The organism is Microbacterium sp. Bi121 (genome assembly GCF_918698005.1).
In the GTDB taxonomy this organism is placed as follows: domain Bacteria; phylum Actinomycetota; class Actinomycetes; order Actinomycetales; family Microbacteriaceae; genus Microbacterium.
Map to the genome: position 1 here is coordinate 169227 of NZ_CAKKLJ010000006.1, position 12105 is coordinate 181331.

General features: G+C 68.6%; 11 protein-coding genes. 1 reads left to right on the forward strand and 10 read right to left on the reverse strand.

The genetic code is table 11. From position 1 onward, the window contains the following. Positions 1-23 precede the first annotated feature (23 nt). The 9 genes from LQZ87_RS11530 to LQZ87_RS11575 all read right to left on the reverse strand — a co-directional run bounded on the left by LQZ87_RS11530 (position 24) and on the right by LQZ87_RS11575 (position 9173). Complete coding sequence (locus LQZ87_RS11530) at positions 24-1520, reverse strand: alpha/beta hydrolase (RefSeq protein ID WP_230103677.1); 1497 nt, start codon at positions 1518-1520, stop codon at positions 24-26. A 65-nt stretch (positions 1521-1585) separates the two neighbouring features. After that, positions 1586-2740 (reverse strand): DNA polymerase III subunit delta', encoded by a 1155-nt coding sequence (locus LQZ87_RS11535; RefSeq protein WP_230103616.1) that lies wholly within the window; start codon positions 2738-2740, stop codon positions 1586-1588. 62 nt (positions 2741-2802) lie between these two features. Beyond that, on the reverse strand, positions 2803-3429 hold the full coding sequence (gene tmk / locus LQZ87_RS11540; RefSeq protein WP_230103617.1) for a dTMP kinase: 627 nt from the start codon (positions 3427-3429) through the stop codon (positions 2803-2805). Next, positions 3426-6281: a type I DNA topoisomerase gene (topA, locus tag LQZ87_RS11545; RefSeq protein WP_230103618.1), complete on the reverse strand. Its 2856-nt coding sequence runs from the start codon at positions 6279-6281 to the stop codon at positions 3426-3428. Before topA ends, tmk begins: the two co-directional genes overlap by 4 nt. Positions 6282-6372: 91 nt before the next feature. Continuing rightward, complete coding sequence (locus LQZ87_RS11550; RefSeq protein WP_230103619.1) at positions 6373-6702, reverse strand: helicase; 330 nt, start codon at positions 6700-6702, stop codon at positions 6373-6375. Then, positions 6702-7046 carry a TadE family type IV pilus minor pilin gene (locus LQZ87_RS11555; protein WP_230103620.1) on the reverse strand — a complete coding sequence of 115 codons (345 nt, stop codon included), beginning with the start codon at positions 7044-7046 and terminating at the stop codon, positions 6702-6704. Before LQZ87_RS11555 ends, LQZ87_RS11550 begins: the two co-directional genes overlap by 1 nt. A 5-nt stretch (positions 7047-7051) precedes the next feature. Further along, positions 7052-7249, reverse strand: a complete 198-nt coding sequence (locus tag LQZ87_RS11560; RefSeq protein ID WP_230103621.1) for a DUF4244 domain-containing protein — start codon at positions 7247-7249, stop codon at positions 7052-7054. 26 nt (positions 7250-7275) lie between these two features. Beyond that, positions 7276-8175, reverse strand: a complete 900-nt coding sequence (locus LQZ87_RS15220; protein WP_290368265.1) for a type II secretion system F family protein — start codon at positions 8173-8175, stop codon at positions 7276-7278. After that, the gene (locus LQZ87_RS11575; protein WP_230103622.1) at positions 8169-9173 is read right to left on the reverse strand and encodes a TadA family conjugal transfer-associated ATPase; all 1005 of its coding nucleotides are present in this window, start codon (positions 9171-9173) and stop codon (positions 8169-8171) included. The genes LQZ87_RS15220 and LQZ87_RS11575 overlap by 7 nt, the downstream gene beginning before the upstream one ends. Before the next feature lie 210 nt (positions 9174-9383). On the opposite strand from LQZ87_RS11575, the gene acs reads away from it, so the two are divergent. After that, positions 9384-11351, forward strand: a complete 1968-nt coding sequence (acs, locus tag LQZ87_RS11580) for an acetate--CoA ligase (protein WP_230103623.1) — start codon at positions 9384-9386, stop codon at positions 11349-11351. 45 nt (positions 11352-11396) lie between these two features. Here the strand turns inward: acs and LQZ87_RS11585 are convergent, their stop codons facing one another. Continuing rightward, positions 11397-12014, reverse strand: coding sequence for a TetR family transcriptional regulator (locus LQZ87_RS11585; RefSeq protein WP_230103624.1), 618 nt, complete (start codon positions 12012-12014; stop codon positions 11397-11399). Positions 12015-12105 lie beyond the last annotated feature (91 nt).

The window sequence follows — 12105 nt, forward strand, 5'->3', positions numbered from 1 at the left end:
CGTGTCGACGCCGCTATCGCGAATCAGTCGCACTTCACGTCGGCATCGGGCACGGTGTCATCGAGGAAGTACACGTCGACGGCGCTGTCCACGCAGACGTTGCCCTTGTTGTAGCCGGTGTGCCCCTCGCCGACGCGCGTGATGAGGACACCCTCTTCGAGCTGCTTCGCGAGCGAGACGGACCATTCGTACGGCGTCGCGGGGTCGTTGGTCGTACCGACCACGAGGATGGGACCTGCGCCTTCGGCATGGATCTCTCCGCGCGTGCCCGTCGGCGGGTACGGCCAGACCTCGCAGGAATCAGGACCGCTCCAGTACGGGGCGATCGTCGGAGCCCCGGCAGCGATCTTCGCGTCGGCGGCGTCCTGCGCCGCCTGATCATCCTCCACCGGATAGTCCATGCAGTTGTACGCCCTGAACGCCTCACTCGAGTTGTCGAGGTACGTGCCGTCCTCGCGGGCGTTGTAGAAGTCGGCGAGCACGAACGCCGTGTACGGATCGCCCTGCAGGGCGCCGTCGAGGGCCTGGGTGAGGTAGGTCCAGCTGTCTGCCGAGTACAGCGCGGCGATGATGCCGGTCATGAGCGAATCCGCGCCGAGCATCCGCCCGTCGTCGTTCTTCAGCGGCGTGCGGTCGACAGCTGCCAACAGCGCGCCGAGGTCTGCCATCGCCTCGTCGACAGTGCCGTTGAACGGGCACGACCCGGAGTCCAGGCAGTCCTGCATGTATGCGCGGAGCGCGGACTCGAAGCCGAGCGCCTGGGTGGTGCCGACGTTCATCCCGGAGACGGCCGGATCGATGGCGCCGTCGAGCACGAGACGACCGGCCTTCTGCGGATACAGGTCGGCATAGGTCGCTCCGAGGAACGTGCCGTACGAGTAGCCGAGATAGTTGAGCTGCTTGTCACCAAGGACCCCGCGGATCAGGTCCATGTCGCGTGCCGAGTTCACCGTCGTGATGAACGGCAGGATGCCTTCGCTGTTCGCATCGCACGCCTCGGCGAACGCCTTGTTGCGCTGAGTCAGCTCCGCCTCCCACTCCGCGGTACCGCGGGAGGATGCCGGGATGTCGTAGAGGTACGCGTCCATGCCCGCCGCGTCGAAGCAGCGGACGGCGGTGGAATCACCGACGCCCCGGGGGTCGAACCCGATCACGTCGTAGTTGTCGGCGAGGTCGGTGCTCACGGCGTAGCTGAGGTTGTCGAGGATGAAGTCGCGGCCGCTCGCTCCTGGCCCGCCCGGGTTCGTCAGCAGCGACCCGGCCGGCGTTCCGGCCGCCTGGTGCCGCACGATCGAGAGCTGGATGTCGCCGTCGCCGGGGTTCTCCCAATCGAGCGGAGCGTTGACGTAGGTGCAGTCGAAGGCCGCGCCCCCTCTGTCGCACTGAGTCCACTCGAGCGTCTGCTCGTAGTACGGCAGAAGCTCAGCGGACACGCCCTCGGTGTCCGGGGTGTTCGTCACCGACGGACGGGGGGCCGCGCCCTCCGGGATCATCGCGTACAGGCATCCGCTCAGCATCATGGATGCCGCGACGAGCCCTGCCGCGATCGCCGCGATCCGCCGCAGGCGAGAAGTCTGTCGAGTGTTCACGGTTTCCTCCCGCTCGCGACCGTCACGAGCAAACTCTCCAGGGCCAGCGTCGGAGCGATGTTGCGCTCCAGCGACTCCCTGGTCTCGGCCAGATGATCGAGCACCACCAGCGTACGTTCCATCGGCCACGCCGTGGCCAGCGCGGCGAGCTCGGATCCCAGCTCGCGGTTGATCTGGTCGTCGCCGCGACCGTACTGCAGCATCACCACGTCGCGGAACATCGACTGCATGTCGGTGAGCACACGATCGATGCCATCGCGCAGACTGCGGGTGGAGCGCTTCTTCTGGTCGTCCTCGAGAGCCGAGATCTGGGCGCGCAGCGCCGGCGGCACAGCCTGGCCCTCAGCGATACCGACCGTGCGCAGCAGAGACGCGCGCTCGGACGCATCGCGTTCGGCGGTGAGCGCCTTGGCGTCGTCGGTCGCTGCCTGGATGATGTCGCCGGCGACTTCGACCGCGCTGCCGACACCGCGCACGGACAGCACCGATCGCAGCGTGCTGTCGCGCCGGCGACGGGCCGACTCGTCGGTCGCGAGGCGCTGAGCCATTCCGATGTGACGCTGCGAGTGGCGGGCCGCCTGCTCCGCCACCTCGGGAGCAGCTCCGGTGCGCTCCACGATCAAGCGCGCGACATCGTCGACGTCGGGTTCACGCAGCCTCAGCGGACGCACCCGTGAGCGGATGGTCGGCAGCAGATCGGCTTCGCTCGGTGCGCACAGGACCCAGACGGTCCTCTCCGGCGGCTCCTCGAGCGCCTTGAGCAGAACGTTCGAGGTGCGCTCGACCATGCGGTCCGCATCCTCGACGACGATGACCCGGTAGCGCCCGGCGGACGGCGAGAAGTACGACCGCTCGACCAGGGCCCGCGCTTCTTTGATCGTGATGATGACCTTGTCGGTGCGCAGCGCCGTCACGTCGGGATGCGTGCCGGCGAGCACCTGGCGCATTGTCTGCTCGTCATCGGGGGTGTCGGCGATCAGCGCGGCGGCGAACGCGTAGGCCAGAGTCGATCGTCCTGATCCTGGTGGGCCGGTGATCAACCATGCGTGGGACAGCGAGGCGGGATCGGCTGCCGCGGACCTGAGCGTCTCGACCGCGTCGTCCTGCCCCCACACGTCCGTCCAGGGGAACGGAGCGAGGGTCGCGGTCATGGTCTCAGCCTAACTGTCGCCGCCGACACGGCCTGCTCGCCGGACGGGCCTGTGAGGGCGGGTCAGAGGAGGGTCGAGACGCGAGTGCGGATCGCGTCGGCGATCGCATCGGCGGATGCCGCGGCATCCAGCACGAGGAATCGATCCGGCTCGGCATCCGCCAACGCGAGGTACGCCTCTCGGACGCGAGTGTGGAAGTCTAGCTTCTCCGCCTCAAGGCGGTCGAACGGCTTGTCCGCCGAGTCGAGCCGCTTCCTGGCTGCGACCGGATCCAGATCGAGCAGCACGGTGAGATCGGGCAGCGCTCCCTCGGTCGCCCACAGCGACAGGTCGCGCACCTCGGTTCCGTCGAGTACCCGCCCCGCGCCCTGGTAGGCGACGGACGAGTCCAGGTAGCGGTCCTGCAGCACGATCTCACCGCGCCCGAGCGCCGGGGTCACCACCGTCGCGACATGGTGCGCGCGGTCGGCGGCGTAGAGCAGCGCTTCCGCGCGGGGCGCGATGTCGCCGCGGTGATGCAGCACGATGTCGCGGATCAACTGGCCGACCTCGCTGCCGCCCGGTTCGCGGGTGCGCAGAACCGTGCGACCGGCATCGGCCAACCACGCCTCCAGTCGTTCGGCCTGGGTCGTCTTGCCCGAGCCATCGCCGCCCTCGAGCGTGATCCAGAGGCCGCGGCCTGCGGTCACGCGTTCGCCTTCACTTCGGCAGGCTCAGTGCGCTGCTTCGCGGCGTTCGCCGCGCGGGTGGCAGCAGCCTTCTTCGCCGCGGCCGAGCGCGCAGCGGCCTTCTCGGCATCCGTTTTGGCGGCCGCGCTCTTCGCTGGCGACTTCTTGGCCGCGGCCTTCTTCGCCGGTGCTTTCTTGGCCGCTGTCTTCGCCGGAGCCTTCTTCGCGCCGCGCTTCGGAGCCGGGCCCTTGGCCCGCTTGTCGGCGAGCATCTGCACCGCGATCTCGAACGTGATGTCCTCTGGCTTCTGACCGCGAGGGATGGTCACATTCGTCTCGCCGTCGGTGACGTACGGGCCGAAGCGTCCGTCACGCACCCGGATCGGCTTGCCGCTCACAGGGTCGGCGTCGAACTCGGCGAGCGCGCTGGAGGCTCGGCGGGAACCGGCGCCGTACTTCGGCTGGGCGTAGATCGCCAGAGCCTGCTCGAGCGTCACGTCGAAGATCTGCTGCTCGCTCTCGAGAGACCTCGAGTCGGTGCCCTTCTTCAGGTAGGGGCCGTAGCGTCCGTTCTGCGCCGTGATCTCATCGCCCGATTCGGGGTCGACGCCGACGACGCGCGGGAGGCTGAGCAGCTTCAGCGCGGTGTCGAGATCGACGGTGTCGACCGACATCGAGCGGAACAGCGACCCGGTGCGGGGCTTGGGCGCATCCTTCTTCGCCGTCTTCTTCTTCGGCGCTTCGACGACCTCGCCGGTCTCCTCGTCGACGACGGCGTCGTCCTCGGGCAGGTTCTCCTGCACGTAGGGGCCGTAGCGGCCGTCCTTGACCACGATGACGCGACCGTTCTCGGGGTTCTCCCCGAGAACACGGTCACCGGCGACGGGTGCGTCGATGAGCTCCTGCGCCTTCGCCGCGGTGAGCTCATCCGGCGCGAGGTCCTCCGGGACGTTCACGATGCGGCCGCGCTCATCCGGCTTGGCGGGGTCGACGACCTCGAGGTACGGACCGTACTTGCCGAATCGGAGCGTGGCGTTCTCCGTGATCCGGGTCGAGTTCAGCGCGCGCGCGTCGATCTCACCGAGGTTGTCGACGACCTGACGCAGTCCGACGTGCGCGTCGGACCCGAAGTAGAACGAGTGCAGCCACTCGACGCGCTTCTGCTCGCCGCGGGCGATCGCATCGAGGTCGTCCTCGAGCGCTGCGGTGAAGTCGTAGTCGATGAGGTCGGCGAAGTGCTCCTCGAGCAACCGGACGACGCTGAACGCCATCCACGTCGGCACGAGCGCCTGGCCCCGTTTGGTCGCGTAGCCGCGATCGATGACCGTGCCGATGATGCTGGCGAACGTCGAGGGGCGGCCGATGCCGTGCTCCTCCAGCGCCTTGACCAGCGATGCCTCGGTGTAGCGGGGCTTAGGCGTGGTCTTGTGCCCCTTCGCCTCGGCATCCGACATCGCGAGCTCGTCGCCGACCGCGACGGCGGGAAGCGACTGGTCGGACTCGGCGTCGGCGTCGCCGCGCTTCTCGTCCTTGCCCTCCTCGTAGGCGTCGAGGAAGCCCTTGAACGTGTAGACGGTGCCGGATGCCGTGAACTCGGCGTTCTTGCCGTCGGCGCTCACAGAGATCGTGACCGTCGTGGTCTCGTATTTCGCGTCGGCCATCTGGCTGGCGACGGTGCGCTTCCAGATCAGGTCGTACAGGCGCAGTTCTTCGCGATCGAGCTCGCCCGAGACGGATGCCGGCTTGCGGAAGTTCTCCCCCGACGGGCGGATCGCCTCGTGCGCCTCCTGCGCGTTCTTGCTCTTGGACTTGTACACCCGGGGCTTCAGCGGCACGGCGCTGTCTCCGTAGAGCGCGACTGCCTGGCTGCGCGCCGCCTGCACCGCCTGAGTGCTGAGCGCGACCGAGTCGGTTCGCATATAGGTGATGAAGCCCTTCTCGTACAGGCGCTGGGCGACGCTCATCGCCTGCTTGGCACTCATCGAGAGCTTCCGACCGGCTTCCTGCTGCAGTGTGGAGGTCGTGAAGGGGGCGTACGGGCTGCGCGTTCCTGGCTTGGCCTCCACCTTCGTGACGGTTCCGGCACCGGCGGCGTCGACGGCGTGCGCGAGCGAGGTGGCGTCCTTCTCGGAGAGGACGACGACGGCCTTCTTGAGCTTTCCGGTGTCGTCGAAGTCGGTTCCGCGGGCCAATTGGCCCCCGTCGACGCGCACCAGGCGCACACGGAATGACGTGCCGCTCGATGCGGCTGCTTCGACGTCCCAGTAGTCGGCGGAGACGAACGCCATCCGCTCGCGCTCCCGCTCGACGATCATGCGCGTCGCGGCGGACTGCACCCGCCCGGCGGACAGCCCGGTCTTGACCTTGTACCAGAGCACGGGCGAGACGTCCCAGCCGTAGAGGCGATCAAGAATGCGGCGGGTCTCCTGCGCGTCGACGAGCGCGAGGTCGAGCTCGCGGGTGTTGCCGACAGCGGCGCGGATGGCGTCCTTGGTGATCTCGTGGAACACCATGCGCTTCACGGGCACCTTGGGCTTGAGCGTCTCGAGCAGGTGCCAGGCGATGGCCTCGCCCTCGCGGTCCTCATCAGTGGCGAGCAGGAGCTCGTCGGCGTGCTTCAGTGCGCGCTTCAGTTCGGCGACCGTCTTGGTCTTGCGATCGGAGACGACGTAGTACGGGTCGAAGCCGTTGTCGATGTCGATGGAGTACTTCCCGTACGCCTGCTTGTCAGCGGCCGGGATGTCCTTCTTGTCTGCGAGGTCGCGGATATGGCCGACGGAGCTGAGCACCTCGTAGTCGTCGCCGAGGTACCCCTGAATCGACCGCATCTTCGTCGGGGACTCGACGATGACGAGCTTCTTGCCTTCAGCCAAGGGTGCGTCCTTTCTTCGAAGCACACCATACACACCACGGTCGTGGCGCGTTCACAGCGGAGCCGTGAGCGGAGTCTCGGGAGTGGTGCCGTCAGAATCCCTCGGGCGGCCCTGCGCGGGCTCGGGAGACGGCAGCAAGACCAGCGTACGCCGCTTCGACACGCACGGTCGCCACGAAGCCGTCGACGGTGCACGCCGTCAGCGTCGCGCCGGACGCCGCGGCGACCCGCGCGGCGAGCGCGCACGGCTCGTCGTCGGTGATGATCGCCCCGGATGCGGCATCCGCAGCCGACAGGGCCGCAGCATCCGCTGCTCCCGCAACGCGCTGGGCAGTGACAGCGGCACCGCCGACGGCTGCGAGTCCGACCGCGAGCGCGGCCGAGACGGCGAGGATGCTCGCCGACAGCGCGGCGCCCGCCATCACAGGCCTCCGGTCAGAGCACAGCTCGACGCGGACAGGGGGATGCTGATGAGCCGCCCGACCCGCGCATCGATCCGCGCGCTGACACAGACGAACTCACCACGGATCTCACTGCTGACGTGCGCACCGGGAACCGACGCCGCGACCGCGGCGTGCGCCGACGCCTCGTTCTCGCCGCGGCCGAGGAGGCGCGCGGCGTCGGCGACGGCATCCTGAACCGAGACCAGTTGCGCCGCCGCTCCGAGCGCCCCCGCACCCAGCAGCAGCGTCAGCGCGACCGCGGGCAGGGCGAGGGCGAGTTCGGCGGCGACGGAGCCGCGCTCCGCATCGTGCTTCGCGCACATGCCGGTCACGACACGGTGAGCGCCCGGCGCACGAGATCGGTGAGGATGCCGCGCACCTCGTCCGACCGCATGATGACCACCAGGAGCCCGGCGAAGGCCACAGCGGCCATCGTCGTGATCGCGTACTCGGCCGTTGCGGCCCCGGACTCGTCGGTGAACAGTGACGATGCACGGCGTCTGGTGAGGGTGGGGATGGTGTTCATGTGTTCCTTCTTTCTTGTGGTGCTGCTCAGATCGGCAGCGGGGTCGAAGCGAGGACCGACAGGATGAGGGGCGCGACCCCCAGCAGCAGGAAGGCCGGGAGCGTGCAGGCGCCGAGCGGGATCAGCAGCTGCGACGAGAGCTTCGCTGCCCGCACGCGGCCCTGCACGCGGGCGTCGTGCCGGTCCTGAGCCGCGGCCGCGCGCAGCAGTTCCCCCGCCGGCACACCGGCTGCGCGCGAGAGCTCGAGCACAGCGGTCGTGCGATCGCCCTGCAAATGATCACGCGCAGGAGTGTCGTCGACCAGCTGCAGCGAACGAGTGATCGACGCCCCGCCTGAGAGGGCGACCGCGACGAGTTCCGCATGCATGCCTGGGCTGCCGGGGTCTGGTTGAGCGCGTCGCAGCAGCCGTCCGGTCCACAGCCGCGCGCACAGCACGAGCAGCAGCCCCGCCACCAGGCAAGCCGTGCCCATCGGATTCGTGACGAGGATGCCGAGCGTGTCGAACCCGAGCGCGAATCCGAGCAGCAGTCCGGCGAGCGGCATCCACAGCAGCAGCCGGGCCGTGCCGGCGGGCTCCGCGAGCGCGATCCGCACGTCGTCGGCGGCGGATGCGGCATCCCGCATGCTCTCGGCGAGCGAGCGGAGCACCTCGGCGAGCGGTGCGCCGACAGTCGTCGCGACCTCCCACGCCGCAGCGAGGTCGCGCCACGCGCCGCCCTCCGCTTCGATGGCCGCGATGAGCTGACTGCCTTCGTCGCAGCGGTCGATGACCCGCTGCGCGCTCACGTCTCCGGAGTTCGCGAGATGCCGCCACGCGTTCAGCGGCACCGCTCCTGCCTGCAGCAGCACCGCGAGCGTCCGCACCGAGACGGCTGCGGCCTCAGCCCCGGCGACAGCGGCGACTCGGCGCCGTCCGATCACCACGGCTGCACCTGCTCGATGTCGAGCCGCTCGCCGCGAAGACGGAACCGCCCGGCGCTCTCGAGCCGCCTCACCCCGTCCGATCCGCGCGCCAGGTGCAGCACGACGGTGAAGGCGCTGACGACCTGGCGCGCCAGCGCCGTCGCATCCATCCCCGCGAGTGCGCCGAGGGCCTCCAGCCGTGCGGGCACATCCGTGAGGCCGCTCGCGTGAAGGGTTCCGGCTCCGCCGTCGTGGCCGGTGTTCAGCGCAGAGAGCAGTTCGCGCACCTCCTCGCCGCGACATTCGCCGACCACGAGGCGATCGGGGCGCATGCGCAGCGACTCCCTGACCAGCCGAGCGAGCGTGATGGAGCCGGCGCCCTCGAGATTCGACTGCCGAGCTTCCAGGGCGACGTGATGCGGATGCTCGGGGCGGAGCTCCGCGACATCCTCGATCGTCACGATCCGCTCATGGGCCGGGACTTCTCTCAGCAGCGCTGCCAGCAGCGTCGTCTTGCCCGTACCGGTACCGCCGGTGATGAGGATGTTCGCCCGAGCGGCGACGAGCGTCTCGAGCCAGGCGCGTCGGGCGGCGTCGAAAGCGCCGAGGGCTGCGAGCGCTTCCAGATCGGTCGCCCCGACACGGGGAATGCGTACGGAGACGGCGGTGCCGGAAGTCGATACCGGTGACAGCACGGCGTGGACGCGGATGCCGGACGCGAGCCGCACGTCGACGCAGGGCGACTGGTCGTCGAGATGTCGGCCGCCGGCGCCGATGAGCGCGACGGCGAGGTCGCGGACCTCTCGCTCGGATGCCGCCCAGCCCGCTACGCGCTCGACGCCCGCCCCGCGGTCGATGAACAGCCCGTCGGAGCCGTTGACGAACAGGTCGGTGACGAGCGGATCCGCACAATGCGCAGCGAGGGGCCCGAGGGCGGCATCCAGGTCGGGCGCCGAAGCAGCACGCGTTCCTGGCACGACCGACGACGCTCGAGGTTGGATGATGAACGGCTGCGGCATGCCCCGACGGTATGCGGGTCGACGCTCCCCTGGGCCCCTGATTCCCACGCTCTGTGCGCAACCTCCGACCGCCGCGGCAGGTGCAGAGAGACTGCCGTGAACGGTTCGTACCCACTTTCGGCGGTACTGACGGGAAGTGCGCGAGACTAGATTCACGTGTCAGTGTCGTGACCAGTGCACGACCTCGTCCATCGCAAAGGAGCGCATGCCATGAGCAGCCAGATCGACCATCTCCTCGACGAGACCCGGCAGTTCCCGCCGTCCGACGGGTTCGCCGCGGCGGCCGTGGCGAAGCCGGAAATCTACGAACGCGCCGCCGCCGATCGCGAGGGGTTCTGGGGCGATCAGGCGCGCGACCTGCTGCACTGGCAGAAGCCCTTCACCCGCGTGCTCGACTGGTCGGCACCGCCGTTCGCGAAGTGGTTCGACGACGGCGAGCTCAACGTCGCATACAACTGCCTCGACCGCCACGTGGAGGCAGGCAACGGCGACCGTGTCGCGCTGCTGTGGGAAGGAGAGCCCGGCGATGAGCGCCGGATCACCTACGCGGAGCTCACCGACGAGGTCAAGCGCGTGGCCAACGTTCTCGAGGGACTGGGGGTCGGCGCCGGCGACCGCGTCGCCATCTACCTGCCGATGATCCCCGAGGCGGTCGCCTCGATGCTCGCCGTGGCCAGGCTCGGCGCGATCCACTCGGTCGTGTTCGGCGGATTCAGTGCCGAGAGCCTCCGTTCACGCATCGACGACGCCGGCGCCAAGATCGTCATCACCGCCGACGGCGGCTACCGCAAGGGCAAGGTCTCGCCATTGAAGCCAGCGGTCGATCAGGCGCTCAGCGATGACCGCTTCGGCGAGCAGCAGACGGTCGAGCACGTGCTCGTGGTCAAGCGCGGCGAGAACGAGGTCGACTGGGTCGACGGTCGCGACCTGTGGTGGCACGATGTCGTGCCGGCCGCGTCCGCCGAGCACGTCGCGCAGCCGTTCCCCGCCGAGAACCCGCTCTTCATCCTGTACACCTCCGGCACCACCGGAAAGCCGAAGGGCATCCTGCACACCTCCGGCGGGTACCTGACCCAGGCCGCCTACACCCACCGCAACGTGTTCGATCTGAAGCCGGAGAGCGACGTGTACTGGTGCACGGCCGACATCGGGTGGGTCACCGGTCACACATACGTCACGTACGGCCCGCTCGCGAACGGCGCCACGCAGGTGCTCTACGAAGGAACCCCCGACGCCCCGCACCCCGGTCGCTGGTGGGAGATCATCCAGAAGTACGGTGTGAGCATCTTCTACACCGCGCCGACCGCGATCCGCTCGTTCATGAAATCCGGTCGTGCGATCCCGCAGAAGTTCGACCTGTCTTCGATCCGTGTGCTCGGATCGGTCGGAGAGCCGATCAACCCCGAGGCGTGGATGTGGTACCGCGAGGTCATCGGCGGGAACAGGGCGCCGATCGTCGACACATGGTGGCAGACCGAGACCGGAGCGATCATGGTCTCTCCCCTGCCCGGCATCACCGCCACCAAGCCGGGTTCGGCGCAGGTCCCGGTGCCAGGCATCTCGATCGACGTCGTGGACGAGGGCGGCAACGAGGTCGGCAACGGCAACGGCGGCCTGCTGGTGATCACGGAGCCGTGGCCGAGCATGCTGCGCGGGATCTGGGGCGACCCGGAGCGCTACAAGGAGACCTACTGGGAGAAGTTCGAGAAGCAGGGATACTACTTCGCCGGCGACGGTGCGCGTCTCGACGCCGACGGCGATCTGTGGCTGCTCGGTCGGGTGGACGACGTCATGAACGTCTCCGGGCACCGGCTCTCGACCGCCGAGATCGAATCGTCGCTCGTCGCGCACGAGGCCACGGCCGAGGCCGCGGTGGTCGGAGCGTCGGATGAGACCACCGGGCAGGCCGTGGTCGCCTTCGTGATCATCAAGGAGAGCTACCTCGCGGCCCACGACCCGGCCGGTCTCGCCACGCAGCTGCGCGGTTGGGTCGGCGAGCAGATCGGCGCGATCGCTCGCCCCCGCGACGTCTACATCGTGGGCGAGCTGCCGAAGACCCGCTCAGGCAAGATCATGAGACGCCTGCTGCGCGACGTCGCCGAAGGGCGCGAAGTCGGAGACACCACGACGCTCGCGGACACCGCGGTGATGAGCATCATCTCAGCGCAGGTGAAGTAGCGAGGTCCTCGAACGCCTCGTGCCGCTGCTCGTGGTGCGGGGCGCTCACCGCGCGGGGACGCTGAGGGCCTGCATCCGCTCGCGCACGGTGCGAAACACTGCAGGGTCGAACGGGAAGTCCGCTCCGCCCTCGCCGACCAGCCGCATGACCTCGTCGCCGAGTGTGACGGAGAAGTTCACGATCATCCGCGCCTCGGTGGCGTGATCGGCGTCCACCAGACGAGCGGATGCCGGATGCTCATCGAGCCAGCTCCTGATCACGTCCTGCAGGCCGGCGCGACTCGTCCCCGCTGCCCACGACACCGTCGTCGTCGTTCCAGGCTCGCGCGCGAAGAGCGCGAATCGTTTGCGCAGGAGTTCGTCATCCCGTTGCCCGCGTACGGACTCCATCACGATCAATGAGGCCGCGACCACGAGATCGTCCTCGTGCGCCGCGAGGATGCGCTCGGTAAGAGCGAGGTCGTATGTCAACGCGGGTCCGAAGATCGCGTGTTCGAGCGACGGGAAGTAGTTGAAGAACGTGCTGCGCGAAACCATCGCAATCGCGCAGACGCGGTCGACCGTCACCGCCTGCACACCGTCGTCGTAGGCGAGCCCGACCGCCGCTTCTTCCATCGCGCGACGCGCGATACGCATCTTGCGCTCTCTGAGCCCTTCGGTCATCACTCTCCCCTCGATCCGGATGCCATCCTACGTTCATCAATACTTGGCTTGTATGCAAGTTTGGACCTAGTCCATACTTAGCGGAGAACGA

What these genes read in the sequence shown, in the direction of transcription:
- LQZ87_RS11550 (WP_230103619.1), bottom strand. Translation starts at nt 6,702, where the DNA reads ATGGCGGGCGCCGCGCTGTCGGCGAGCATCCTCGCCGTCTCGGCCGCG.
- LQZ87_RS11585 (WP_230103624.1), bottom strand. Translation starts at nt 12,014, where the DNA reads ATGACCGAAGGGCTCAGAGAGCGCAAGATGCGTATCGCGCGTCGCGCG.
- LQZ87_RS11575 (WP_230103622.1), bottom strand. Translation starts at nt 9,173, where the DNA reads ATGCCGCAGCCGTTCATCATCCAACCTCGAGCGTCGTCGGTCGTGCCA.
- LQZ87_RS11535 (WP_230103616.1), bottom strand. Translation starts at nt 2,740, where the DNA reads ATGACCGCGACCCTCGCTCCGTTCCCCTGGACGGACGTGTGGGGGCAG.
- LQZ87_RS11560 (WP_230103621.1), bottom strand. Translation starts at nt 7,249, where the DNA reads ATGAACACCATCCCCACCCTCACCAGACGCCGTGCATCGTCACTGTTC.
- acs (WP_230103623.1), top strand. Translation starts at nt 9,384, where the DNA reads ATGAGCAGCCAGATCGACCATCTCCTCGACGAGACCCGGCAGTTCCCG.
- LQZ87_RS11555 (WP_230103620.1), bottom strand. Translation starts at nt 7,046, where the DNA reads ATGTGCGCGAAGCACGATGCGGAGCGCGGCTCCGTCGCCGCCGAACTC.
- LQZ87_RS11530 (WP_230103677.1), bottom strand. Translation starts at nt 1,520, where the DNA reads ATGATGCTGAGCGGATGCCTGTACGCGATGATCCCGGAGGGCGCGGCC.